At 73.6% G+C, this 23,466-nt stretch carries 22 protein-coding genes and 1 pseudogene; 7 read left to right on the top strand and 16 right to left on the bottom strand.

Annotation, left to right across the window (positions count from 1 at the left end):
- A complete protein-coding gene (locus ACLGIH_RS30640; protein WP_416528529.1) occupies window positions 1-1,350 on the top strand; it encodes a polysialyltransferase family glycosyltransferase in 1,350 nt (449 codons plus the stop codon).
- A gap of 73 nt (window positions 1,351-1,423) precedes the next feature.
- Here ACLGIH_RS30640 and ACLGIH_RS30635 read toward each other — a convergent pair whose 3' ends face one another.
- Window positions 1,424-2,590, bottom strand: a complete 1,167-nt coding sequence (locus ACLGIH_RS30635) for an acyltransferase (RefSeq protein ID WP_416528528.1) — start codon at window positions 2,588-2,590, stop codon at window positions 1,424-1,426.
- Between the two features lie 122 nt (window positions 2,591-2,712).
- Window positions 2,713-3,417 (bottom strand): TetR/AcrR family transcriptional regulator, encoded by a 705-nt coding sequence (locus tag ACLGIH_RS30630; protein WP_416528527.1) that lies wholly within the window; start codon window positions 3,415-3,417, stop codon window positions 2,713-2,715.
- A gap of 171 nt (window positions 3,418-3,588) precedes the next feature.
- Between ACLGIH_RS30630 and ACLGIH_RS30625 the strand changes: the two genes are divergently transcribed.
- Window positions 3,589-4,044: a nitroreductase family deazaflavin-dependent oxidoreductase gene (locus tag ACLGIH_RS30625; protein WP_416528526.1), complete on the top strand. Its 456-nt coding sequence runs from the start codon at window positions 3,589-3,591 to the stop codon at window positions 4,042-4,044.
- Here ACLGIH_RS30625 and ACLGIH_RS30620 read toward each other — a convergent pair.
- Complete coding sequence (locus ACLGIH_RS30620; RefSeq protein WP_416528525.1) at window positions 4,034-5,275, bottom strand: geranylgeranyl reductase family protein; 1,242 nt, start codon at window positions 5,273-5,275, stop codon at window positions 4,034-4,036. The genes ACLGIH_RS30625 and ACLGIH_RS30620 overlap by 11 nt on opposite strands.
- A gap of 124 nt (window positions 5,276-5,399) precedes the next feature.
- On the opposite strand from ACLGIH_RS30620, the gene ACLGIH_RS30615 reads away from it, so the two are divergent.
- On the top strand, window positions 5,400-6,755 hold the full coding sequence (locus ACLGIH_RS30615; protein ID WP_416528524.1) for a dipeptidase: 1,356 nt from the start codon (window positions 5,400-5,402) through the stop codon (window positions 6,753-6,755).
- A gap of 70 nt (window positions 6,756-6,825) precedes the next feature.
- Window positions 6,826-7,542: an MBL fold metallo-hydrolase gene (locus tag ACLGIH_RS30610; protein ID WP_416528523.1), complete on the top strand. Its 717-nt coding sequence runs from the start codon at window positions 6,826-6,828 to the stop codon at window positions 7,540-7,542.
- A gap of 66 nt (window positions 7,543-7,608) precedes the next feature.
- On the opposite strand, the gene ACLGIH_RS30605 is transcribed toward ACLGIH_RS30610, so the two are convergent.
- From ACLGIH_RS30605 to ACLGIH_RS30595, 3 genes are all read right to left on the bottom strand, one after another.
- Window positions 7,609-8,652, bottom strand: a complete 1,044-nt coding sequence (locus ACLGIH_RS30605) for an NUDIX hydrolase (RefSeq protein WP_416528522.1) — start codon at window positions 8,650-8,652, stop codon at window positions 7,609-7,611.
- A 139-nt stretch (window positions 8,653-8,791) separates the two neighbouring features.
- Entirely contained in the window at window positions 8,792-8,974 is a 183-nt protein-coding gene (locus tag ACLGIH_RS30600; RefSeq protein ID WP_416528521.1) for a hypothetical protein, read from the bottom strand.
- 622 nt (window positions 8,975-9,596) lie between these two features.
- A complete protein-coding gene (locus ACLGIH_RS30595) occupies window positions 9,597-10,553 on the bottom strand; it encodes an ROK family protein (RefSeq protein WP_416528520.1) in 957 nt (318 codons plus the stop codon).
- Between the two features lie 246 nt (window positions 10,554-10,799).
- Between ACLGIH_RS30595 and ACLGIH_RS30590 the strand changes: the two genes are divergently transcribed.
- The gene (locus tag ACLGIH_RS30590; RefSeq protein ID WP_416528519.1) at window positions 10,800-11,876 is read left to right on the top strand and encodes a LacI family DNA-binding transcriptional regulator; all 1,077 of its coding nucleotides are present in this window, start codon (window positions 10,800-10,802) and stop codon (window positions 11,874-11,876) included.
- Window positions 11,877-11,883: 7 nt separating this feature from the next.
- On the top strand, window positions 11,884-12,750 hold the full coding sequence (locus ACLGIH_RS30585; RefSeq protein WP_416528518.1) for a hypothetical protein: 867 nt from the start codon (window positions 11,884-11,886) through the stop codon (window positions 12,748-12,750).
- On the opposite strand, the gene ACLGIH_RS30580 is transcribed toward ACLGIH_RS30585, so the two are convergent.
- The 6 genes and pseudogenes from ACLGIH_RS30580 to ACLGIH_RS30555 form a co-directional block, all read right to left on the bottom strand.
- Window positions 12,696-14,465, bottom strand: a complete 1,770-nt coding sequence (locus ACLGIH_RS30580) for a serine/threonine-protein kinase (protein WP_416529517.1) — start codon at window positions 14,463-14,465, stop codon at window positions 12,696-12,698. The genes ACLGIH_RS30585 and ACLGIH_RS30580 overlap by 55 nt on opposite strands.
- A 263-nt stretch (window positions 14,466-14,728) precedes the next feature.
- Window positions 14,729-16,018, bottom strand: a complete 1,290-nt coding sequence (locus ACLGIH_RS30575) for a DUF6986 family protein (RefSeq protein WP_416528517.1) — start codon at window positions 16,016-16,018, stop codon at window positions 14,729-14,731.
- 188 nt (window positions 16,019-16,206) lie between these two features.
- On the bottom strand, window positions 16,207-17,169 hold the full coding sequence (locus tag ACLGIH_RS30570; RefSeq protein WP_416528516.1) for an electron transfer flavoprotein subunit alpha/FixB family protein: 963 nt from the start codon (window positions 17,167-17,169) through the stop codon (window positions 16,207-16,209).
- A gap of 54 nt (window positions 17,170-17,223) precedes the next feature.
- The gene (locus ACLGIH_RS30565) at window positions 17,224-18,024 is read right to left on the bottom strand and encodes an electron transfer flavoprotein subunit beta/FixA family protein (RefSeq protein ID WP_416528515.1); all 801 of its coding nucleotides are present in this window, start codon (window positions 18,022-18,024) and stop codon (window positions 17,224-17,226) included.
- A gap of 221 nt (window positions 18,025-18,245) precedes the next feature.
- Window positions 18,246-18,755: a flavin reductase family protein gene (locus ACLGIH_RS30560; protein WP_416528514.1), complete on the bottom strand. Its 510-nt coding sequence runs from the start codon at window positions 18,753-18,755 to the stop codon at window positions 18,246-18,248.
- 142 nt (window positions 18,756-18,897) lie between these two features.
- Window positions 18,898-19,247 (bottom strand): annotated as a pseudogene (locus ACLGIH_RS30555) (TlpA family protein disulfide reductase); the annotation flags it as partial.
- A gap of 259 nt (window positions 19,248-19,506) precedes the next feature.
- On the opposite strand from ACLGIH_RS30555, the gene ACLGIH_RS30550 reads away from it, so the two are divergent.
- On the top strand, window positions 19,507-20,235 hold the full coding sequence (locus ACLGIH_RS30550; protein ID WP_416528513.1) for a lysophospholipid acyltransferase family protein: 729 nt from the start codon (window positions 19,507-19,509) through the stop codon (window positions 20,233-20,235).
- Window positions 20,236-20,268: 33 nt separating this feature from the next.
- On the opposite strand, the gene ACLGIH_RS30545 is transcribed toward ACLGIH_RS30550, so the two are convergent.
- The 4 genes from ACLGIH_RS30545 to ACLGIH_RS30530 form a co-directional block, all read right to left on the bottom strand.
- The gene (locus tag ACLGIH_RS30545; protein ID WP_416528512.1) at window positions 20,269-20,973 is read right to left on the bottom strand and encodes a B3/B4 domain-containing protein; all 705 of its coding nucleotides are present in this window, start codon (window positions 20,971-20,973) and stop codon (window positions 20,269-20,271) included.
- Entirely contained in the window at window positions 20,970-21,554 is a 585-nt protein-coding gene (locus ACLGIH_RS30540) for a transglutaminase domain-containing protein (RefSeq protein ID WP_416528511.1), read from the bottom strand. The genes ACLGIH_RS30545 and ACLGIH_RS30540 overlap by 4 nt, the downstream gene beginning before the upstream one ends.
- 80 nt (window positions 21,555-21,634) lie before the next feature.
- Window positions 21,635-22,705: a threonine aldolase family protein gene (locus ACLGIH_RS30535; RefSeq protein ID WP_416528510.1), complete on the bottom strand. Its 1,071-nt coding sequence runs from the start codon at window positions 22,703-22,705 to the stop codon at window positions 21,635-21,637.
- Complete coding sequence (locus ACLGIH_RS30530) at window positions 22,702-23,448, bottom strand: SDR family NAD(P)-dependent oxidoreductase (RefSeq protein ID WP_416528509.1); 747 nt, start codon at window positions 23,446-23,448, stop codon at window positions 22,702-22,704. The genes ACLGIH_RS30535 and ACLGIH_RS30530 overlap by 4 nt, the downstream gene beginning before the upstream one ends.
- Window positions 23,449-23,466 lie beyond the last annotated feature (18 nt).

The raw sequence follows: 23,466 nt of genomic DNA, 5'->3' as shown, positions 1-23,466 counted from the left end.
ATGCCCCACAAGACCCAGATCTTCCAGGTCTCGACCCTGTACGGGGCGGCCACCCTCGCCGCGGCGCTCGACGCGGGCCGGTTCGGCCCGCGCGACGCGGCCCGGCGCATCCTGCTGGTCTCGAACAACGCCGCCGTACCCGAGACCGCCCTGCGCCTGGACGAGATGCACGGACACGGGCGCATAGCCGCCCGGTTCGACACGGTGACGAGCTGGAACGAGGCGATCAGCCCGTACCACCCCAGCACCTGGGGCCCGCGCGGGAACGACACGACGCTGTGGCAGCGGGCGTTCCGTCTCGCCTGGGGCATCGGCGAACGCGACCCGATCGAGCTCGCCGTGGAGTCGATCCAGGTCAACCCGGCCCGTGCGCTGGCGGCCATCTTCTCCGAGAGCGCCATCGACGTGTACGCCGACGGCCTGATGAGCTACGGCCCGACCCGTGACCGGCTCCCGCTGACCATCGGCTGCCGTGTCCGGCGGCTGCTCCATCTCGACCTGATACCGGGCCTGCGGCCGATGCTGCTGTCCGAGTTCGGCGTCGAGCCCGAGGTCGTCCCGGACTCCGCGTTCCGCGCGGTGCTCGACGAGATCTCCCAGGACGCGGCGGACGACCCGAAACTGGCGCCCGTGCTGCGGGAGGCGCCGACGGCCGTACTGCTGGGCCAGTACCTGGCGGCCATCAACATCCTGACCGCGCAGGAGGAGGAGGACCTCCACGTCCGCATGCTCACGGGAGCCGCGCGGGCCGGGCACCGGTCGGTGGTCTTCAAGCCGCACCCGACGGCTCCGCCCAGCTACTCGGCGGCGCTGAGCAAGGCGGCGGCGGACGCGGGCGTGCGGCTCACCGTGCTGGACGCGCCGCTGCTGGCCGAGACGCTCTACCACCACTGCCGTCCCGAGCTGGTCGTCGGCTGCTTCTCGACGGCCATGGTGACCGCCTCCGCCTATTACGGCGTGCCCGTCGCCCGGGTGGGGACCAGGATGGTGATGGAGCGTCTCACGCCGTACCCGAACAGCAACCGCGTGCCGCTCGCCCTCGTCGACCACCTGGTGCCCGACCTGGAGCGCGGGCAGGCCGCGGCGCTCGTCGGCGCGGCCCCCGAGTCGCTGTCCCCGCTGGTGCGGGCGATGGGGTTCTGCATGCAGCCCAAGACGTACGCGGATCTGCGGGAGTCGACGGCGGGCTGGCTGCGCGGCAACCTGGCCGGGAGTCCCGGCTACTACTTCCCCGTACTGCGGCTGACCGAACTCGGTCTTCCCGGCAGCCGCCCGCGGGCCCGCGCGAGGCTCCAGGTGCGGCGTGCGAAGCGCGTCGTACGCCGGGCGGTGCGGCGCGGCGCGAAGTAGCGGCCAAGGCGGTACTCCGCCGGCAGTGGGCCCCGCCGAACGGCGGGGCTCCGGTGTGTCCGCGCCGCGCGGCTCAGCCCAGCCAGCGGCCCAGCCGCAGCCGCGTCCACAGCAGGGCGGCGGCGAACGACAGCACGACCGTGACCACCGTGAGGACGGCGAGCGTGCCCACGGCGGCCGGCCCACCGGCATCCGCGGACACCACACGGGGAGCCACGGCCTCCAGGAACAGCAGATGCACCAGGTAGGCCCCGAAGGAGGCCCCCGCGAGCCTGCCCAGCAGCGGGCGGAACCGCTCGGGCACCGTGATGCGGTCGAGGGCCATCAGCAGGGTCCCCGCCAGCAGCGCCACCACGACCGAGGCGTACGGGCCCGGGAAGTGCACGCGGTGCTCGTAGACCGCCACCGCTGCCCAGGCGCAGAGCCCGCCGGCCAGCCACAGCAGTCGCCGCCGCCGGCCGGTGACCATCGGGCGCGGCAGCGACAGCAGAACGGCCCCGGCGACCGCGTACACGATCTGGTAGACGCCGAACTGCCAGGCGAAGTCGGGCATCCTGACGTCGAGAAGCCGCGAGAGGTCGTCCAGCAGGCTCGGGGCGAGTGCCAGGCCGAGGAGGACGGCACCGGAGCCCCAGGGCCGCTTGCCCGCCCTGACCAGGACGGCCACCGACAGCAGCAGGATCACCGGGATGTAGGCGTAGAGGTACCACAGGTGGAAGGCGGGCCGCACGGAGCCGAACACGGCGTCCCAGGCGAGCTGGGCGGTGGGACGGGAGTTGACGCCCCGCACCCGGTCCCACGCCAGGTAGAGGATCGTCCACACGGCCATCGGCACGGCGACGCGGGTCAGCCGCTTGCGGATCTGCCCGCCGTCCCGCGGCGGTGCCCCGCTGAGGACGACCCAGCCGGCGATCGCGAAGAACAGCGGCACGGCGCACCGGCTCAGCGCGTCCCCGGCGAGCGCGGTCCAGTAGACGGGCCCGCCCCCCGAGGGATCGCGGTCCACCGCCTTCATCAGTTCGCCTGCGGCATGGCAGACGATGACGCCGACGGCGGCCAGCACCCGGATGAGGTCGATGTCGTACCGGTACCCGGTGCCGGGGCGCGCGGCCGGTGCCCCCGCGGCGGCGGGGTCCGGGGTGCGTACGGACTCGGTGGCGGTCAGCGGCTCGGCGGCGATGGGGGTCACTCCCGGGTAGGACGCGCGTGCCCGCCGGTGTCCGGGCGGGCTTGGGGACATCGGTGCAGGCTACGAAGGGCCGGCACGGGCGGAAAGCCGTCCGGGATGAACATTGCCCGCCGTTGCGTGACCTTCCGGTGAACGCCGGGTTCCCGGGCCGGGCCGGTGCGGTGGCCGCCGCACTACTCCGCGCGGTCCAGCCCCACCCCGTGGGCGAGCCGGGCGGCGGCGTACCGGAACAACGCCTCCCTGTCCTCCACCACCTGGTTGAACTGTCCGAACAGCTCGAAGCCGATCAATCCGAACAGCTGCGCCCAGGCCGTGACGAGCGCCGCAACCACACCGGGCGGCAGGTCGGGGGCGATGTCGGCGGCCATCCGCGCCGCTTCCGTCCGCAGCCCGTCGGGGAGCGCGGGCTCGGCCGGCTGCCGGCCGGGGTCGCGGTACGCCTCGCGCGCCAGGCCGATGAGCACCTGACCGACCCGGGCGGCGGCGGGGACGGTGTCCGGCGGGGCCGCGTAGCCCGGCACCGGTGAACCGTAGATCAGCGCGTACTCGTGGGGGTGCGCCAGCGCCCAGGCGCGTACGGCCTGGCACACCGCGACCCAGCGCTCGGCCGGACCGGTGCCGGCCGCCGCGTCGTGCGCCCTTTCGGCGGCCTCGCCGATCGAGTCGTAGGCGTCGATGATGAGCGCGGTCAGCAGGTCGTCGCGGCTGGGGAAGTAGCGGTACAGGGCGGAGGAGACCATGCCGAGCTCTCGGGCCACGGCCCGCAGCGAGAGCTTGGCGGCGCCCTGCGCGGCGAGTTGTCTGCGCGCCTCGTCCTTGATGGCGGTGGTGATCTCGGTCCTCGCCCGCGCCCGGGCGCCGTGTGCGGTGCTGCTCATGCCGGTCAGTGTCCCATGGGGTCAGAGCAGTGCACACAAGCAAGAGCACTGCACAGGAACGAGAGCAGTGCTCTTGCACGGCCGTGCCCGTCTCGTGCAGACTGGGACCCCGAACGAGAGCAGTGCTCACGGAAGTGAGCGGCGCTCTCCCATCTCCTTCCGGAGGCCAGGATGTCGTCCGCATCGCCGTACTACCTGAAGGCCGGCCCGGTGGCCGCCCGGTTCAACCGGCTCGTGGGCCGGCTCGCCCGGCACGGCATCAGCCTCGCGGGCGCCGCGGAGCTGTCCGTCCGCGGCCGCAGGAGCGGACGGATGCAGCGTCTCCCGGTCAACCCGCACACCCACGACGGCGGTCGGTTCCTGGTCTCGGCGCGCGGCCACTCGCAGTGGGTGCGCAACATGCGCGTCGCCGGAGGCGGGGAGCTGCGCGTCGGACGCAAGGTCCGCGAGTTCACCGCGGTGGAGCTTCCCGACGAGGAGAAGCTCCCGATCCTGCGGAGCTATCTGGAGAAGTGGGGCTGGGAGGTCGACCAGTACTTCCAGGGGGTCACCGCCAGGTCCTCCGACGAGGAGATCATGGCGTCCGCCGGCGACCACCCGGTCTTCCGGCTCGAAGTCAGCGGCTGACCTCGCCGTCCGCCGCGACCGGCGGGCGGCGGTCCAGGGCGGTCAGGGCGCGCTGGGCCATGGGACGGCCGCGGACCAGCTCGCCCAGCGAGGTCGAACCCTGCGTGATCTCCTTGAACGCCCGCCAGGCGGGGCGCAGTCCGGTCAGCGCGGCGTGAAAGACGCCCGGCCGCCGCTCGAACGCCGCCAGTATCCGCTTGCCGACGCTCATCTCGACCCCGAGCCCGGCCTTGACGGCGAACGCGTAGTTCAGGGCCTGCCGGCGGGTGTCCACGGCGTCCTGCGCCTCGGCGATCCGCACCGCCCACTCCCCCGCGAGCCGACCCGAGCGCAGCGCGAACGAGATGCCCTCCCGCGTCCACGGCTCCAGCAGCCCCGCCGCGTCCCCGCACACCAGGACCCGGCCTCGCGACAGCGGCGAGTCGTCGGCGCGGCACCGGGTCAGGTGACCGGAGGAGATGGCCGGCTCGAAACCGGCGAGACCCAGCCGGCCGATGAAGTCCTCCAGGTAGCGCTTGGTCGCCGCGCCCTCGCCGCGGGCCGAGATGACGCCGACGGTGAGCGTGTCGCCCTTGGGGAAGACCCAGCCGTAACTGCCGGGAATGGGGCCCCAGTCGATGAGGACCCGCCCCTTCCAGTCCTCGGCGACCGTGTCCGGCACCGGGATCTCCGCCTCCAGGCCCAGGTCCACCTGGTCGACCTTGACCCCGACATGGGCTCCTATCCGGCTGGCGCTGCCGTCCGCACCGACGACGGCCCGGGCCAGCACCGTCTCGCCGCCCTGGAGGACCACGGCGACCGTGCGCCGGTCCGGCACGGCCGACCCGTGCTGCTCGACCCGCGTCACCGTGGCGCCGGTGCGCAGCTCGGCGCCGGCCTTCTGCGCGTGCTCGACGAGCTGCCGGTCGAACTCCGGCCGGTTGAGCAGCCCGAACAGCATCTGCCGGGAGCGGCGGGTGCGGGTGAAGCGTCCGTTGTGGGAGAAGGTCACCGCGTGCACGCGGTCCTTCAGGGGCAGTTCGAAGCCGGGCGGCAGCGCGTCGCGCGAGGGGCCGATGATGCCGCCGCCGCAGGTCTTGTAACGGGGCAGGTCCGCCTTCTCCAGCAACAGCACGCGTCGCCCCGCGACCGCCGCCGCGTAGGCGGCCGAGGCCCCCGCGGGTCCCGCGCCCACCACGACGACGTCCCACACCTGACGCGCGTCGTCCGCCGAAGAGTTCTCGCCGCTCACGATGGTCTACCGCTCCGATCAAGCCGCCTGCCGCTGATGTCCCCCGCATCCTACGGCGGCATCGCCGCAGGCCACTGTGCGAGGATCGCACCGGTACAACGTCGCACCCACAAGGAGCGTGCCCATGTCGTCGAATCCGGTCGCCGAGACCGTCGCCTCGCTGATGCCCAGGGCGCGGGCCGAACTCACCGAGCTGGTGGCGTTCCAGTCGGTGGCGGACTTCGACCAGTTCCCCAGGAGCGAGAGCGAGGGGGCCGCGAACTGGATAGCCGACGCGCTGCGCGCCGAGGGCTTCGAGGACGTCGCCCTGCTGGACACGCCGGACGGAACCCAGTCGGTGTACGGCCACCTGCCCGGCCCCGAGGGCGCCAGGACGGTTCTGCTCTACGCCCACTACGACGTGCAGCCCCCGCTGGACGTGGCCGGCTGGGCGACGCCGCCGTTCGAGCTGACCGAGCGCGACGGCCGCTGGTACGGGCGCGGCGCCGCCGACTGCAAGGGCGGCGTGATCATGCATCTGCTCGCGCTGCGCGCCCTGAAGGCGAACGGCGGCGTGCCGGTGCACGTCAAGGTGATCGCCGAGGGCTCGGAGGAGCAGGGCACGGGCGGTCTGGAACGGTACGCCGAGGAGCACCCGGAGCTGCTGGAGGCGGACACGATCGTCATCGGCGACGCGGGCAACTTCCGGGCCGGCCTGCCGACGGTCACCTCGACCCTGCGCGGCATGACCCTGGTCCGGGTGCAGGTCGACACGCTCGAAGGCAACCTGCACTCCGGGCAGTTCGGCGGCGCGGCCCCCGACGCGCTGGCCGCCCTGATCCGGGTGCTGGACTCGCTGCGCGCCGAGGACGGTTCGACGACCGTCGACGGGCTGACGGCGGACAGCCGGTGGGAGGGCCTGGACTACGACGAGGAGCAGTTCCGCAGGGACGCCAAGGTCCTCGACGGTGTGCAGCTGATCGGCTCCGGCACGGTCGCCGACCGCATCTGGGCCCGCCCGGCGGTCACGGTGCTCGGCATCGACTGCCCGCCGGTCGTGGGCGCCACGCCCTCGGTGCAGGCCGGGGCCCGTGCGCTGGTGAGCCTGCGGGTGCCGCCGGGCGTGGACGCCGTGGAGGCCACCAAGCTGCTCCAGGCGCACCTGGAGACGCACACGCCGTGGGGCGCACGGGTGAGCGTCGAGCAGATCGGCCAGGGGCAGGCCTTCCGCGCCGACACCACCAGCCCGGCGTACCGGGCCATGGCGGACGCGATGGCGGTGGCGTACCCGGGTCGGGAGATGCAGTACGCCGGTCAGGGCGGCTCCATCCCGCTGTGCAACACCCTGGCCGCGCTCTACCCGCGCGCGGAGATCCTGCTCATCGGTCTGAGCGAGCCGGAGGCACAGATCCACGCGGTGAACGAGAGCGTGTCGCCGGAGGAGCTCGAGCGGCTGTCGGTGGCCGAGGCGCTGTTCCTGCGCAACTACGCGGCGAGCTGAGCACACTCCGCCGCTCTGCTGTCGGCAGAGGCCCCCGCCTTGGAGGCGGGGGCCCTTCTACGGTCGTCCCATGGACGTCATCGAGCTCCTCCCCCGGCTTCATCTCCTGCGCTTCCCGGTCGGCCAGGCCTATCTCTGGCACGACGAGGAGACATGGACGCTGATCGACGCCGGACCGGCCGGTTCCGGGGCGCCGATCGCCGAGGCGGTCACCGCCCTCGGCCGCGCCCCCGGCGACGTGACGCGCATCGTGCTCACCCACTTCCACGAGGACCACGCGGGCGGGGCGGCCGAGTTCGCGGCCCTCAGCGGCGCCGACGTGCTCGCCCACGAGGCGGAGGCGCCCGTGGTGCGGGGCGAGGAGCCCGGTCCGCCGCCGGTGTACGAGGACTGGGAGCGTCCGCTGCACGAGGCGGCGCTGAAGCTGCTGCCGCGGGGCGACTTCGCCCGGCCGGCCCGGGTCACCCGGCTGGCCGAGGGCGATGTCCTGGACTTCGGCGGCGGCGCGACGGTCCTGCACGTACCCGGGCACACACCGGGGAGCATCGCCCTCCACCTTCCCCGCCACGGCGTGCTGTTCACCGGCGACACCGTGGCGGCCTCGCCCTCCGGCGGACAGGTGATCCCCGGTGTCTTCAACACCGACCGGGCCCTGGCCCTCGCCTCCTTCCGCCGGCTGGCGGCCCTCGACACCGAGGTGGCCTGCTTCGGCCACGGCGATCCCGTGATCGGCGGTGCCGCGCGGGCGCTGCGGGAGTCGGCGCGGGCGCACGGCACGCCCGGCTGACGCGGACCCGGCGCGGGCGCACGGCACGCCCGGCTGACGCGGACCCGGGGGCGGTCCGGCGCGCGGTCAGCCCACGGGGACGCCCGCCTCCAGATACAGGGCGGCCCCCCGCTCCCGGGCCCGCAGGGCCCAGCGCAGACGCTCGTAACGGACCGGGGGCAGCAGACCGGCGGCCTCCTCCTCGGTGACGAAGCGCCAGCCGCGCAGCTCCGGGCCGGGCAGCAGCAGCCGGCCGGTCTCGGCCGCGTCGAGCCGGCCGCCGTCGAAGAGGAGCCGCAGACCGCCGAAGCCCGGGGGCGTGGGGCGTTCCCAGTCGACGACCAGCAGTGCGGGTACGTCGTCGAGGCGGATGCCGGTCTCCTCGGCGACCTCGCGCATGCCCGCGCGCGCGGGCGCCTCGCCGGGTTCGACGACGCCGCCGGGGAACTCCCAGCCGGGCTTGTAGGTGGGGTCGACGAGCAGGACCCGGTCGTGTTCGTCGAAGAGCAGGACACCCGCGGCGAGCGTCTCGGTGGTGGGCTCCGGCGTCTGCACTATGTCGCAGGCGGGCACGGCACCACTGCCGACCGCCTCCGCGATACGGGCGGCGGTCTCGTACGGGGTGAGGGCACCGGTGTCGACGGGGTGGGCGTCCGCGGTGAGCCAGGTGGCGAGGGCGGTGCGGTACGGCTCCAGGTGGTCGGAGGACCACTGGCGCGGGCGTATCCCGCCGTCGGGTGGGTCCGCAGGGGCCTCCCGGCCCGCCGCGCGCTCCAGCAGGATCGTTTCGGCCGGGGCGAGCAGGATGTGCCGGACCGGGATCCGGCGGGCGGCGAGGCCGCCGAAGATCTCGTCGCGGTGCTCCTGGCGGAGCAGGGTCATGGGGACCACGAGGGTGCCGCCGAGTTCGGCGAGCATCGCGGCCGCCGTGTCGATCACGAGGCGGCGCCAGATCGGAAGGTCCTGGAGGTCACCGGCCTCGGAGAGATGCTTGGGCGGCAGCAGGTGCGGGAGCGCCGCGCCGATGACCTCGGGGTCGAAGAGCGTGCTGTTCGGGATCAGTTCGATCAGTTCCCGTGCGGTGGTGGTCTTCCCCGCACCGAACGCGCCGTTGATCCAGACGACGGTCACAGGTCCCCCTCTTCTGTTGGCCCCCTGTGGCTTGCCCGCTCCACCCTGTCACGGAAACCAGCCGCAGTTGAGGGCGCAGACGCGACGGCGCCGGCGCCCCTGGAGCGGGGTGCCGGCGCCGTGGCGGTGTCTGTGCGCGTCAGTCCTCCCGGCCCGAGTCGTCCTGGGGGGCCAGGCTGTCGGGAGCGATGTCGACGGAGCTGAGGGTGTCCTCCACGTCGAGGCCGAGCGGCAGCCCTTCCGCGGCGTGGGACGGAGTGACGGCCGCGACGACGAAGCCGGTGGCGAGGGAGGCGATGGCGAGCATGCTGCGCTTCTTCATGCCCTGCTCAACTGCCCGAGCGGGCAGAAGTTACCGCCGTCTTCCGCCCGGTCCGACAATGAGGTGCCGGCGGACGACGGCAGGACCCGGTACGCCAAGGCGGCTCGATACGCCCAGGGGCTCGGCGTGCGCGCCGGACGCACCGCCGTCCACCGCACCGGCGGGCGGCTGCGCGGCGGTCGTCTCCGGGGCGGGCGTCGAGGTCGCTGTCGAGGGCGGGGCCGAAGGCGGTGCGGAAGTGGCTGTGGGGGCCGGAGCCGAAACCGGTGCAGAGGTGGCTGTGGGGGCCGGTGAGGACGACGGGAAGGGCGCCTCCGGCACCGTCGTCCTCGGGAGCCGGTCGGACGGCAGCCGGGTCACCCTCGCCCGGCGTCCTCCTCACGCGCTGCAGACCCGCGCGATACCCGCCCGCGCGATGCCGGCCCGCGCGCTCGCCGCCGGCGTGACCGGCGCGGAGGCGGCCCGGCCCGTCGGCACCGACGGCGGTGACGGCACCGGCCACGGACAGGCCGGCCGGGCCGACGCCCGGTTCACCCGCCGAACCGGCCAAGGGCAGGTCGGGCAGGTCGGGCAGACCGGCCAGGCCCGCCGAACTTCGAGGGGAACGTTCCTGCTCGGTCGCTCAGACGCTCGCTGCGGTCAGGCCCGTCGGGGTCCGGGCGAGTGCGGCCGCGGCGGCACCCACCAGTCCCGCGTCCGTGCCCATCCGGGCCGGCGTCACCGCCAGGCGCCGCACGAAGGACAGGGTCGCGTACTCGGTGAGCGCCTTGCGCAACGGGGCGAAGAGCACCTCGCCCGCCTTGCCCACCCCGCCGCCGATCACGGCGATGTCTATCTCGACCAGGGCCGCGGTGGCCGCGATCCCGGCGGCCAGCGCCCGGGCCGCCCGCTCGAAGGAGGCCACGGCGACCGGGTCCCCGGTGCGGGCGGCGGCGGCCACCGCGGCGGCGGACGTGTCGCCGTCCGGTCCGGGGCGCCAGCCGCCCTCCAGGGCCCGGCGCGCGATGTTGGGCCCGCTGGCGATGCGCTCCACACAGCCACGGGCGCCGCACGGGCACGGGTCGCCGTCGAGGTCGACACTGATGTGGCCGATGTGGCCGGCGTTGCCCGTGGGGCCCGGGTGCAGCCGGCCGTTCAGCACCAGCCCGCCACCGACGCCGGTGGAGACGACCATGCACAGCGCGTTGGCGTGGCCGCGGGCGGCGCCCTGCCAGTGCTCGGCCGCCGTGATCGCCACGCCGTCGCCGATCAGCTCGACGGGCAGCCCGTCGGTGGCCTCCCGGACCCGCCGGACCAGCGGGTAGTCGCGCCAGCCCGGCACGTTCACGGGGCTGACCGTGCCCGCCCCGGCGTCCACCGGGCCGGCGCTGCCGATCCCGACCGCCGTGGCCCGCACCCACAGCGGCGAGGCGGTCAGCTCCCCGAGCACCTCCTCGACCGCCCGCATCACGGTGTCGCCGTCCTGCCGCGCGGGCGTCGCACGCTGGGCGCGCACCAGGATCCGGCCGGAGCCGTCCACCAGCGCTCCGGCGATCTTGGTGCCGCCGATGTCCAGCGCGGCCACGAGGTCGGTGTGCATCAGTGTCGGATCTCCCCGTCAACCATGAACAACACGAATGAGGAACACATACGAGAAACAGCAGAGGAACAGGAGCCGTCCGGCCGCGTGGTGGGGGACACGGGCCGGAGATTGCGCTGGACAGTGTCTCCTGCCTCTGACAACGTTGTCCAGGCTCTATGCTCGACGCCACATCCTCATACAAACGCATGACCGACGCATCCCCCGTGGACGTCACCCCGTGGACGACAGGAGCCGACGCACTCCGTGGACGACAGGACAGGACACCGCACCGTGCCCGCATCGCCCCGCCGCCCCGACCGCCCCGCCGGGCACCGTTACGGCAACCGTCCGACGATGAAGGACGTCGCCGCCCGGGCCGGGGTCGGTCTGAAGACCGTCTCCCGCGTCGTGAACGGAGAACCCGGTGTCACCCCCGACACCGAGCGCCGGGTCCAGGAGGCCATCGACGCCCTCGGCTTCCGGCGCAACGACAGCGCCCGCGTGCTGCGCAAGGGACGCACGGCCAGCATCGGCCTGGTGCTGGAGGACCTGGCCGACCCCTTCTACGGGCCGCTGAGCCGGGCCGTGGAGGAGGTGGCCCGTGCGCACGGCGCCCTGCTGATCAACGGCTCCAGCGCGGAGGACCCGGACCGCGAACAGGAACTGGTGCTCGCGCTGTGCGCACGCCGCGTGGACGGGCTGGTGGTGATCCCGGTCGGCGACGACCACCGGTACCTGGAGCCGGAGCTCAAGGCGGGCGTCGCCACGGTGTTCGTGGACCGTCCGGCGGGCCACATCGACGCCGACGTGGTGCTCTCCGACAACTTCGGCGGTGCCCGGGACGGCGTGGCGCACCTCATCGCGCACGGGCACCGCAGGATCGGCTTCATCGGTGACATGCCCCGTATCCACACCGCCGCGGAGCGGCTGCGCGGCTACCGTGCGGCCATGGAGGACGCCGGCATACCGGTCGAGGACTCCTGGATGTCCCTCGGCGTCACCGACCCGGAGCGGGTGCGCCGGGCGGCGGAGGAGATGCTCTCCGGTCCGCGTCCGGTCACCGCGGTCTTCACCGGCAACAACCGGGTGACGGTCACGGTGATCCGCGTGCTGGCCGAGCAGCCCCGCCCCGTCGCCTTGGTCGGCTTCGACGACATCGAACTGGCCGACCTGCTCCAGCCGGGCGTCACCGTCGTCGCCCAGGACGCGGCGGCCCTCGGCCGCACCGCCGCCGAGCGGTTGTTCCGGCAGCTGGACGGCACCCTGCTCGTGCCCGAGCGCATCGAGCTGCCCACCCGGCTGATCACCCGCGGCTCGGGCGAGCTGCCACCGGCGGGCTGAGCGGCGCATGGAGGAGTACACCGGCGATCCGGAGCGCCCCGACGGGACCCGGCCGCGGCGCTCCGGGCACGAGCCGCGTCCCGCCGGGCGCTCGCTCCGCTCGCTCGGACTGGCCGGCGTGCCGCGCGAGCACCCGCTGCTCTACCCGGGGGCGTGGCCGGCGGAGTCCGGGCTGCTCGACGGGGACCGGATGCTGCCGCTGGACCGGCTCGTGCACGAGGACCGCGTCCCCTTGCTCGCGATCGGTTCCAACGCCTGTCCGGGCCAGCTGCGCCACAAGATGGCCGAGTTCGGCATCGCGGCACCCGTCCCCATGGTCAGGGCCCGGGTCACCGGCGTCGACGTCGGCGTCTCCGCGCACGTGAGCCGCATGGGCTACGTGTCCGCCTCGCCGGTGGCCGCCCCCGACGCCGTCCGGGCGCTGTTCGTCATCTGGCTGGACGCCGAGCAGCTCGCGGTGATCGACGCGAGCGAGGGAGTGCCCGTGCCGACCGGCAACTACGACCGCGCCTGGCTGCCCGCGCCCGACGTACGGATCGAGCTGGCCGACGGCACCGTGCTGCGCGGGGCGTACGCCTACGTCAACCGGCACGGGGTGCTGCACGACGGCAGCGGGGCGCCGCGCGTGCACCCCGGCCAGCGGGCCCTGCTCACCGAACTCCTCGTCGGCTCGCCCGCGCTGCGCGCGCTCTTCGGTGCCACGCCCGAGGAGTTCTGCGCACGGGCGCGCGCCGACCGGGGGCTGTGCGCGCGGGGCACCCGGCTGTTCGCCGAGGAGAAGCGGGTGACGGAGTCCGGTCTGGAGCGGTACGTGGGGGGTCAGCAGACGGGGAGTCCGGGGACCGGCTGGTCGTTGGCGCCGCCCCGGATGTAGACGTCGCTGACGTACACGTCGGTGTTGCCGCTGTCGTCGTCCGTCTTCGCCCACCAGACGTTGGTCCACTCGCCGTGCGTCTCGCGGCGGCCGAGGTTCTGCTGGCAGTAGAAGTAGTTGGTGCCGGCGTTGAGGATGCCGGCCTCGGCGCCGGAGGCGGTGTAGGAGGTGGCGGTGCGCCACACCTGGCAGTTGTACTTGCCGCCGCCCATGGAGTGGCAGGCCGGTGACTCGGCGGTCCCGCCTCCCCCGGTGGCGCCGCCGCCCCCGGTCGTACCGCCGCCCGTCGTACCGCCGCCCGTCGCGCCCGCGCCGGCGGTGCCGCCGTCCCCGGAGCCGACCCCGCCTCCCGTGCTGCCGCCGTCCGCCGGCCCGGCCGGGGCGGAGGAGGCCTCCTTCTCGGCGGGCGCCGACGCGGACCGGCCGGGCGTCTCGGCGGCGGCCGACGCGTTGTCGTCGCCGTCGTCGCCGTCGTCGCCGTCGTCGCCCAGCTCGGAGGGCCTGGAGTCGGCGGACCGCTCCGGCGCGGTCCGGCCGGGCGAGGCGGAACCGGCCGCTTCGGCCGGCGCGGCGCCCGCGGCCCCGCTCTCCCTGCCGTCCGAGCCGTTCAGCAGCGCGACCGTCGTACCGGCCGCGGCGAGGACGACGGTGACGGCCGCCGCGGCGAGCAGCGTCCGGCCCCTCCGGCGGGGCCGGCTGGAGGCCATGGGCCCGGTGGGGGCCGAGCCGACGGCGTCCGGTGCGGTACCGGGGCCGTGGCCTTCCGCGCCGCCGTGCGCCGGGGGCGCCGGCCGCGGTGGTCCGAAGCCCGGGGGCACCGCCGGGAGGCTGTGCTCCGTCTCCGCCCGTGACGGCGGGGCCCCGGGGCCGCGCAGGGCCGCGGTCGGCCGGTCCGCGACGTGCGCGTCCGCGACCGCCCGCAGCAGGTCGCCGGCCCGGTCGGCGTCCGGGCGGGACTCCGGCCGCTTGTCCATCAGCTGCCGCAGCACCGGTCCCAGCGGTCCGGCGCGGCGGGGTTCGGGCAGCGGCTCGGTGACGATCGCGGTGAGGGTGGAGAAGGTCGACGTGCGCCGGAACGGCGAGGCGCCCTCGACGGCCGCGTACAGGGTGGCGCCCAGGGCCCAGACGTCGGAGGCGGGTCCCGGGTCGGCGCCCTGGGCACGCTCGGGGGCCAGGTAGTCCAGGGAGCCGACGATCTCGCCGCTGCGGGTCAGGTGGGTGGCCGAGCCGTCGCCCGGGTCCTCCATGGTGGCGATGCCGAAGTCGGTGAGGACCACGCGGCCGGAGCGGTCCAGCAGGATGTTCCCGGGCTTGACGTCGCGGTGCAGGACGCCGGCCCGGTGCGCGGCGGCGAGCGCACCGGTGACCTCGGTGCCGATCCGGGCCGCCTCGCGCGGGTCGAGGGTGCCCCGCTCGCGCAGTACGTCGTCCAGGGACGGGCCGTCGATCAGCTCCATGACGATCAGCGGGCGGCCGTCGACCTCGGTCACGTCGTGCACGGCGACGACACCGGGGTGCCGTACCCGGGCCGCCGCGCGCGCCTCGCGCTGCATCCGCAGTCTCAGGCCGGCGAGTTCCGGGCCGTCGGCGTCCGTGTAGGTGCGCAGCTCCTTGACGGCGACCTCGCGGCCCAGCACCTCGTCGACGGCCCGCCAGACCACCCCCATGCCGCCGCGCCCCAGCTGGGCCGCGACACGGTAGCGCCCGGCGAGCAGCCGGCCGGTGCCGTCGCCGACCGGCCCGGATCCGCCGCCCTCCGCGTGCGGGCCGTGGGGACCGTCCTGGCCGTCCTGGCCGTACTGGCCGTACTGGCCGTCCTGGCCGTGCTGTTCGTACTCCCCCGAAGACACTGCCGCCCCGTTCCTGTGACACCTGGCGCGTTCGATGCGCGGCGTACAGACTACGGGGCGGCGGTGACGGCGCCGGCCGGTGGTGGCCGGGGTGACGGTGCCGCTCCACGGCGGGCACCGGCGGTCGGCTAGTGCGCCGTGGCGGTCAGGTCGCCGCGCCGCGGCGCCGCGAAGCCCTCCAGGTCGGCGCGGGTCAGACCGCTGAGCCGGGCGACCTCGGCGACGTCGAGGGCACCGCAGTCCAGACCGCGCAGCAGGTAGCCGCTGAGCGCCTTGGCGGTGGCGGGCTCGTCCATGACGTCGCCGCCGGTGTGGTTGGCGTAGCGGGCGAGACGGCCGGCGGCCTGCTCGAAGCCCTCGCGGTAGAAGGCGAACACGGCCGCGTAGCGGGTGGGGATGTGGCCGGGGTGCATGTCCCAGCCCTGGTAGTAGGCGCGGGCCAGGGCCCGGCGGGTGAGGCCGTAGTGCAGGCGCCAGGCGTCGTGGACCTTCTCGGTGGGGCCGACCGGCAGGACGTTGGTCGAGCCGTCGGAGACCCGTACGCCGGTGCCGGCGGCGGCGACCTGCATGATCGCCTTGGCGTGGTCGGCGGCCGGGTGGTCGCTGGCCTGGTAGGCGGCCGACACTCCGAGGCAGGCGCTGTAGTCGAAGGTGCCGTAGTGCAGACCGGTGGCGCGGCCCTCGGCGGCCTGGATCATGCGGGCCACGGTGGCCGTGCCGTCGGCGGCGAGGATGGACTGGCTGGTCTCGATCTGGATCTCGAAGCCGATCCGGCCGGGCGCCAGGCCGTGCACCTTCTCGAAGGCCTCCAGGAGCTGCACCATGGCGGTGACCTGCTCGGGGTACGTCACCTTCGGCAGGGTGAGGACCAGCCCGTCGGGCAGGCCGCCGGCCTGCATCAGGCCGGAGAGGAAGACGTCGAGCGTGCGGATGCCCCGGTCGCGCACCGGAGCCTCCATGCACTTCATGCGGATGCCCGTGTACGGGGCCGCCGTGCCGGTGGCGCAGGCCTCGGCGATCAGGCGGGCGGCGCGGGCCGCGTCCTGGTCCTCGTCGCGGCCTTTGTAGCCGTCCTCGAAGTCGACGCGCAGGTCCTCGATCGGCTCCCGCTCCAGCTTGGCGCGCACGCGCGCGTAGACCGGCTCGGCCAGCTCCTCCGACAGGCCGAGGACGGCGGCGAAGGACTCGGCGTCCGGTGCGTGTTCGTCGAGGGCCGCGAGGGCCTGGTCACCCCAGGAGCGGACGGTGTCGGCGGCGAAGACGTCGCCGGGGACGTAGACGGTGTGGACGGGCTGGCGGGTGCCGGGGTCTCCGGGGTAGCGGCGCTCCAGCTCCGCGTCGACCGGTGCGAGGGAGGCGCTGATCTCCTCGCTGACCGCGCCCGCGAGGCTCGTCGCCACCTTCTCCTGCTGCCCCATTCCCACACGCTCCTGTTCATTGTTTTCCGCTTTACGGAATCAACAATCCGCAGAGCGAAGTTATCCGGCGACCTTCCCGCTGGTCAACACCGTCTCGCACGCCGATCGGGTGGCCGGCCGACCGGATAAGGGCGAGGCCCCCGGGACCGGGGAGCGGTCGCGGGGGCCTCGGCGCGGCGTCGGGGAAGTCAGCCCTTGCGGGTCTTGATCTCCTCGGTGAGCTGCGGGACGACGTCGAACAGGTCGCCGACGACGCCGTAGTCGACCAGGTCGAAGATCGGGGCCTCGGGGTCCTTGTTGATCGCCACGATCGTCTTCGAGGTCTGCATGCCCGCGCGGTGCTGGATCGCGCCGGAGATGCCGGAGGCGATGTACAGCTGCGGCGAGACCGACTTGCCGGTCTGGCCGACCTGGTTGGTGTGCGGGTACCAGCCCGCGTCCACCGCGGCGCGCGAGGCACCGACGGCCGCACCGAGCGAGTCGGCCAGTGCCTCGATGACCGCGAAGTTCTCCGCGCCGTTCACACCGCGGCCGCCGGAGACCACGATCGCGGCCTCGGTCAGCTCCGGACGGCCCGTCGACTCACGCGGCGTGCGCGAGGTGACCTTGGTGCCGGTGGCCTTCTCGGAGAAGGACACGCTCAGCGCCTCGACCGCACCGGCGGCCGGGGCCGGCTCCACGGCCGCGCTGTTCGGCTTGACCGTGATGACCGGCGTCCCCTTGGTGACACGGGACTTGGTGGTGTAGGCGGCGGCGAACACCGACTGGGTGGCCACCGGACCCTCGTCGCCGGCCTCCAGGTCGACGGCGTCGGTGATGATGCCGGAACCGATGCGCAGCGCCAGGCGCGCGGCGATCTCCTTGCCCTCCGCGGAGGACGGCACCAGCACGGCGGCCGGGGACACGGCCTCGTAGGCGGCCTGCAGGGCGTCCACCTTCGGCACGACCAGGTAGTCGGCGTACTCGGCGGCCTCGTGGGTCAGCACCTTCACCGCACCGTGCTCGGCCAGCGTGGCGGCGGTGTCGGCGGCGCCGGCTCCGAGGGCGACGGCGACGGGCTCGCCGACGCGACGGGCCAGGGTCAGCAGCTCCAGGGTGGGCTTGCGGACGGCACCGTCCACGTGGTCGACGTAGACGAGAACTTCAGCCATGGGACTTCTTCTCTCCTGCTTGCGAAAGATGAGGGGCGGTCAGCGAAACCGGGCTCAGATGAACTTCTGGCCCGCGAGGAACTCAGCGAGCTGCTTGCCGCCCTCGCCCTCGTCCTTGACGATCGTGCCCGCGGTGCGCGCCGGGCGCTCGGCCGCGGAGTCGACGGTGGTGTAGGCGTTCTCCAGGCCGACCTCGTCCTCGTCGATGTCCAGGTCGGACAGGTCCCAGGACTCCACCGGCTTCTTCTTCGCCGCCATGATGCCCTTGAAGGACGGGTAGCGCGCCTCGCCCGACTGGTCGGTCACCGACACGACGGCCGGGAGGGAGGCCTCGAGCTGCTCGGTGGCGGCGTCGCCGTCGCGGCGGCCCTTGACCGTGCCGTCCTCCACGGAGACCTCGGAGAGCAGGGTGACCTGCGGGACGCCGAGACGCTCCGCGAGCAGCGCCGGGACGACGCCCATGGTGCCGTCGGTGGAGGCCATGCCGGAGATCACCAGGTCGTAGCCGGCCTTCTCGATCGCCTTGGCCAGCACCAGCGAGGTGCCGATGGCGTCGGTGCCGTGCAGGTCGTCGTCCTCGACGTGGACGGCCTTGTCGGCACCCATGGACAGCGCCTTGCGCAGCGCGTCCTTGGCGTCCTCCGGGCCGACCGTCAGGACGGTGATCTCCACGTCGTCGTCGCCCTTGTCCCGGCGGTCTTCCGCGATCTGCAGCGCCTGCTCGACCGCGTACTCGTCCAGTTCGGAGAGCAGACCGTCCACGTCGTCCCGGTCGACGGTCAGGTCATCGGCGAAGTGCCGGTCGCCAGTGGCGTCGGGCACGTACTTCACGGTGACAACGATCCTCAAGCTCACGCCGGCTCTCCTACTGCATCGTCATTTCAGTGCTGCCTGCTTGCAGGCAGCATAGGCGCCCCAAGCGGCCGATCCCTGGTCGGAGCGGGCCCCGCTCCACCCGGAATATTACTCGTCAGTACACCCAGTTCGTTCCCGCTAAGCAAGCGCTTTGAACTGTGACCTTTGCAACGCAGCGTAACCGGAACTCGACGGCTTCGCAGGCGGGCGGGCGGCGGCGGTCAGTCGCGCAGACGGCTGAACCGGCCCTGGTGGTACAGCAGTGGCCGGCCCGGGCCGCCGGCGCTGCCGAGCAGCACCTCGGCGAGCACGATGCGGTGGTCCCCGGCCGGTACGCGTCCCACGACCCGGGCCACGAGCCATGCGGGCACGTCGTCCAGCACGGGGACGCCCTCGGGCCCGTCGTGCCAGGCGGTGGGCGGCCCGAAGCGGTCGGCCCCGCTGCGGGCGAAGGTGGCCGCCAGGTGCTGCTGGTGCTCCGCGAGCAGGTGCACGCCGACGTGCTCCGCCGCGGCGATCGCGGGCCAGCTGGAGGAGCCGGTGCCGATGCCGAAGGAGAGCAGGGGCGGCTCGGCGGAGACCGAGGTGAGGGAGGTGGCGGTGAAGCCGACCGGACCGGCGTCACCGCGCGCGGTGATCACGGCGACTCCGGCGGCGTGCCGCCGGAAGACGGACCGCAGGAGGTCGGGGCCGGTGAGTCGGGGGGCGACCAGGTCGGAGGGGGCCGTCATAGGGGATGTCCTTCTGCGCTGCGCCCTGGGCCGGGACGGGTGGAAGGCCTCAGGGCATACGGCCAGGCTGTCGATCGTTGGCATGGGCAGTCAAGTGACCGCCCGGGATGTGGAAGGCCTCTCGCGGCGGCAGTGGCGATGATCACACCGCCTCTCCCAGGGCCGCGATCACGTCCGCCTTGCGCGGCTGACCGGCGGCTCTGCGTACGACGCGGCCGTGGGCGTCGAGGACCAGCACGGTCGGTGTCCTGCGGATGTCCAGCGCGCGGACGAGGTCGAGTCGGGCCTCGGCGTCGATCTCGACGTGGGCGACGCCCGGGACCAGGCCGGTCACCTCACCGAGGATGGTGCGGGTGGCCCGGCACGGGGCGCAGAAGGCGGTGGAGAACTGCACGAGGGTGGCGCGTCCGCCGAGGTCCGCGCCCAGTTCCCGGGCGCCGAGCCGCTTGCCGTCGTCCACCTCGCGCACGCGCCTGCTCCGCTCCGCCGCCTTCGCGGCTGTCATGGTCTCCCCTCGCCGGGCCCACCGCTCGTCCGGTCGTTCTTTCGTACAGCGTTCATGGGGCCGCGGGGATTCCCGTGGCCGGACAGTGGTCCGACGTGATGAGAATCTCGCCATCGAGGGGCACCAGGGCTGGTTCGCCGGCCGTTCTTGGGGCACCATCTGCGACAAGCCGCAAACCTACGGCCGCGTAACTTCCACTGGGAGCCCCCTTCCCAGGCAGAGACACAGGAAGGGTCTGTCCCGCCCATGGCAGAACTCGTCTACCGCCCGGTCATCGGTCTCGCCCGCACGATGTTCAAGGTGTGGGACCTCAAGATCGACTGCCGGGGTTCGGAGAACATTCCGCGCTCGGGCGGCGCTGTGCTGGTGAGCAACCACATCAGCTATCTGGACTTCATCTTCAACGGCCTGGCCGCGCTGCCGCAGAAGCGGCTGGTGCGCTTCATGGCCAAGGACTCCGTCTTCCGCCACCGGATCTCCGGACCGCTGATGCGCGGCATGAAGCACATCCCGGTGGACCGCGGCCAGGGCGAGGCGGCCTACGCGCACGCGCTGGACTCGCTGAGATCGGGCGAGATCATCGGGGTCTTCCCGGAGGCCACCATCTCCCAGTCGTTCACCTTGAAGAGCTTCAAGTCGGGTGCCGCGCGGCTGGCGCAGGAGGCGGGCGTCCCACTGGTCCCGATGGCGGTGTGGGGCACGCAGCGGCTGTGGACCAAGGGCCACCCGCGCAACTTCAGGCGCAGCCACACCCCGATCACCATCCGGGTCGGCGAGGCGATCGAGGCCTCCCGCGACAAGTACGCCGGCGCGATCACCCGGCAGCTGCGCGAGCGCGTGCAGGAGCTGCTGGAGGCGGCGCAGCGCGCCTATCCGGTGCGCCCGAAGGGGCCGGACGACACCTGGTGGATGCCGGCCCACCTCGGCGGCACGGCCCCGACGCCGGAGCAGGTCCGGGCGGCCGAGGCGCACTGACCGCGGCCGCCGGAGAGCCGCGCGGACACGGGCTCAGCCGCGCGCCGGGGCGGCGGGGTGCACGGTGACGCGGGCGCCCGGGCTGAACTTCTCCAGCAGCTCCGCCAGCTCCCCCGCCGCCGCCTCGGCCTCGGCGACCGGCATCGGCGCCATGCTCTCCAGCAGGAAGATGCCCGAGGTCGTCGCCTCGGTGAGCCGGGTGCGCGGCCCCTGCCGCCAGTTCCAGCGCCGGCAGGTGACTCCGGCGTCGTCGCGCCACACCACCTCGCCCGCCTCCGGGTGCTCGACCACCTCCGTGCCGCCGGCGACGGTCACGAACTCCTCCTCGCCCGTGGCCCGTACCAGGCGCATCCCGCCCCGGATGCGGTCGATGTCCTCGCCGCCGACCGGGACGAGGTGGGCGACGCTGATGGCGTTGTAGAGGTCGACGAGGACGTTGATCCGGGGCAGCCCCGCGTCCGACAGGGCCCGCTTCGCCAGCGCCTCGGCGGAGTTGCGGGTGCGCGAGGGCTTGGCGCCGAACGCCGTGTACGCCTCCCGCCAGGCGGCGATGTGCGGGTCCTCGTGCGGGGCGCGCCCGTCCAGACGTGCGGCGAGCCGGCGGGCCGCCTCGTCGAGCAGGGCCGAGGAGGCGTCGGTGCTGGGGCCGTTGGCCAGGCCGTGCGCCTCGACGGCGACGTGGGTGAAGCCCGGCGCGAGCGCGCGCACCTCGTCGGACACGGTCAGGGTGAGGGTCATCGCCTGCCTCGGAGTGCGGTGGGGAGGATCTGCCAGAGGTGCTCCCGGTCCCTGGCCTCGCGCAGAGCGTCCAGCACAACCGGATGCGGTGCAGCATACAGCACTGGGTAGTCCAGCTCATTGGACTCGGCATCGGGCGTGAAGGCCAGCCGCTCGCCGTCCAGGGAGAACCGGGCGTCCACCCCGGGCTTGTTGCCGCGCGGGTCCTGCCGGTGCCAGGCGCCGTTGAACCGTACGGCGATCAGGCCGTGCACGACGCCGAGCCGCTGGTAGCACAGCGCCGCCGGGATGTCCTCCGCCCGCAGCAGGGCGGCCAGGGCGTGGGCCTTGGCGTAGCAGATGCCCGTCCGCCGCTCCAGGACGTCCGAGGCCCGCCAGGTGACGCGAGGATCACCGGCGTCCTGCGAATGCGGGATGGTGTCGCGCACGAACTCGAAGGCCAGCCGCGCATAGTCATACGAGTCCTCCGCCTTCTTCGCGAGTCGGGCGGCCGTGTCCCGGACCAGGGGATGGTCGTGGTCGATCACATCGTCAGCGGCCAAATAGGCGGACAGGTCTGGGTTCTGCTGGATCAGCTCCATGCCCGCAGAGCATAGGAATGCGATCACCCGCCAGTCAATGACTTTTCGGGTGACCGCATAACTATGCACTCATCGGGGCGTCAGCGCGCCATTTCCTCCTTCAGCGCCGCCACGAAGGTGTCCACGTCCTCCTCGGTGGTGTCGAACGCGCACATCCAGCGGACGTCGCCCGCGGCCTCGTCCCAGAAGTAGAAGCGGAACCGCTGCTGGAGCCGCTCGCTCACCTCGTGCGGCAGCCGGGCGAAGACCGCGTTGGCCTGCACCGGGTAGAGGATCTCCACCCCGTGCACCGCGCGCACGCCCTCGGCCAGGCGCTGGGCCATCTCGTTGCCGTGCCGGGCGTTGCGCAGCCACAGGTCCTTGGCGAGCAGTGCCTCCAGCTGCACCGAGACGAAGCGCATCTTGGACGCCAGCTGCATCGACAGCTTGCGCAGATGCTTCATACGGCGCACGGCGTCCGGGTTGAGGACCACGACCGCCTCGCCGAACAGGGCGCCGTTCTTGGTGCCGCCCAGGGAGAGGAGGTCGACGCCGACCGCGTTGGTGAACGTCCGCATGGGGACGTCCAGGGAGGCGGCGGCGTTGGCTATCCGGGAACCGTCGAGGTGCACCTTCATGCCGCGGGCGTGGGCGTGCTCGCAGATGGCACGGATCTCGTCCGGCGTGTAGAGGGTGCCGAGTTCGGTGCTCTGGGTGATCGAGACCACCTGCGGCATGGCGCGGTGCTCGTCGTCCCAGCCGTAGGCCTGCCGGTCGATCAGCTCGGGGGTGAGCTTGCCGTCGGGCGTGGGGACGGTGAGCAGCTTCAGCCCGCCGACCCGCTCCGGCGCGCCGCACTCGTCGACGTTGATGTGCGCGCTCTCGGCGCAGATCACCGCGCCCCAGCGGTCGGTGACCGCCTGGAGCGCGACGACGTTGGCGCCGGTGCCGTTGAAGACCGGGAACGCCTCGGCCGTGGGCCCGAAGTGGCTGCGGACCACCCGCTGGAGGTTCTCGGTGTAGACGTCCTCGCCGTACGCGACCTGGTGCCCGCCGTTGGCCAGGGCCAGGGCGGCCAGCACCTCCGGGTGGGCGCCCGCGTAGTTGTCGCTGGCGAAACCGCGGTGCTCCGGGTCGTGCCGGCGGCGCGCGTCGGTCTTCGGGGGGTTCACGGCTTCTCGGTCAGCCACAGACGGTTTCCGTTCACTTCCGCGGCGGGCTTCTCCCAGACACCGGCGACGGCCTCGGCGAGGTCCTTGACGTCCGTGAAGCCCGCGAACTTCGCGTTGGGCCGCTCGGCACGCATCGCGTCGTGCACCAACGCCTTGACCACCAGGATCGCAGCCGCCGACGTCGGCCCCTGCTCGCCCCCCGCCTTGCGGAAGTAGTCCGCCATGGCCAGCGTCCACGCCTCGGCCGCGGCCTTGGCGGCGCCGTACGCGGCGTTGCCCGCGGTGGGCCTGCTCGCGCCGGCCGCGCTGATCAGGACGTAGCGGCCGCGGTCGCTGCGCTGGAGGGCCTCGTGGAAGGCGAGGGAGGTGTGCTGGACCGTGCGGATCAGCAGCTTCTCCAGGAGCTCCCAGTCGTCGAGGTCCGTCTTGGTGAAGGTCTGGCTGCCGCGCCAGCCGCCGACGAGGTGGACCAGGCCGTCGATCCGGCCGTACTCCTTCTCGATGCGGCCGGCCCACTGGCGGGTGGTCTCCAGGTCGAGCAGGTCGACCGTCTCACCGGTGACCGACGCGCCGCCGTGCGCATAGCGCGCCGCGTCCACCGCCTCCGCCAGCCGCTGCGGGTCGTTGTCCGAGCCGACGACCGTCGCTCCCGCCTCGGCGAGCCGCAGCAGCGCCGCCCGGCCGGCGGGGCCGCCCGCACCGGCCACCGCGATCACCGCGCCGTCAAGCGCCCCGTTCCCCATGGTCCTCGCCTCCCGAAC

Source organism: Streptomyces hamibioticus (assembly GCF_047946815.1).
In the GTDB taxonomy this organism is placed as follows: domain Bacteria; phylum Actinomycetota; class Actinomycetes; order Streptomycetales; family Streptomycetaceae; genus Streptomyces.
The sequence above is the reverse complement of the archived record's forward strand: the minus strand, read 5'-3'. Positions and strand labels throughout refer to the sequence as shown.

Bases quoted from the DNA above. Each gene is read 5' to 3' on its own strand.
- ACLGIH_RS30570 (WP_416528516.1), bottom strand. From the start codon at position 17,169: ATGGCTGAAGTTCTCGTCTACGTCGACCACGTGGACGGTGCCGTCCGC.
- ACLGIH_RS30625 (WP_416528526.1), top strand. From the start codon at position 3,589: ATGTCGTCCGCATCGCCGTACTACCTGAAGGCCGGCCCGGTGGCCGCC.
- ACLGIH_RS30530 (WP_416528509.1), bottom strand. From the start codon at position 23,448: ATGGGGAACGGGGCGCTTGACGGCGCGGTGATCGCGGTGGCCGGTGCG.
- ACLGIH_RS30545 (WP_416528512.1), bottom strand. From the start codon at position 20,973: ATGACCCTCACCCTGACCGTGTCCGACGAGGTGCGCGCGCTCGCGCCG.
- ACLGIH_RS30595 (WP_416528520.1), bottom strand. From the start codon at position 10,553: ATGCACACCGACCTCGTGGCCGCGCTGGACATCGGCGGCACCAAGATC.
- ACLGIH_RS30600 (WP_416528521.1), bottom strand. From the start codon at position 8,974: ATGAAGAAGCGCAGCATGCTCGCCATCGCCTCCCTCGCCACCGGCTTC.
- ACLGIH_RS30610 (WP_416528523.1), top strand. From the start codon at position 6,826: ATGGACGTCATCGAGCTCCTCCCCCGGCTTCATCTCCTGCGCTTCCCG.
- ACLGIH_RS30560 (WP_416528514.1), bottom strand. From the start codon at position 18,755: ATGACGGCCCCCTCCGACCTGGTCGCCCCCCGACTCACCGGCCCCGAC.
- ACLGIH_RS30615 (WP_416528524.1), top strand. From the start codon at position 5,400: ATGTCGTCGAATCCGGTCGCCGAGACCGTCGCCTCGCTGATGCCCAGG.
- ACLGIH_RS30640 (WP_416528529.1), top strand. From the start codon at position 1: ATGCCCCACAAGACCCAGATCTTCCAGGTCTCGACCCTGTACGGGGCG.
- ACLGIH_RS30540 (WP_416528511.1), bottom strand. From the start codon at position 21,554: ATGGAGCTGATCCAGCAGAACCCAGACCTGTCCGCCTATTTGGCCGCT.
- ACLGIH_RS30630 (WP_416528527.1), bottom strand. From the start codon at position 3,417: ATGAGCAGCACCGCACACGGCGCCCGGGCGCGGGCGAGGACCGAGATC.
- ACLGIH_RS30635 (WP_416528528.1), bottom strand. From the start codon at position 2,590: ATGTCCCCAAGCCCGCCCGGACACCGGCGGGCACGCGCGTCCTACCCG.
- ACLGIH_RS30585 (WP_416528518.1), top strand. From the start codon at position 11,884: ATGGAGGAGTACACCGGCGATCCGGAGCGCCCCGACGGGACCCGGCCG.
- ACLGIH_RS30550 (WP_416528513.1), top strand. From the start codon at position 19,507: ATGGCAGAACTCGTCTACCGCCCGGTCATCGGTCTCGCCCGCACGATG.
- ACLGIH_RS30575 (WP_416528517.1), bottom strand. From the start codon at position 16,018: ATGGGGCAGCAGGAGAAGGTGGCGACGAGCCTCGCGGGCGCGGTCAGC.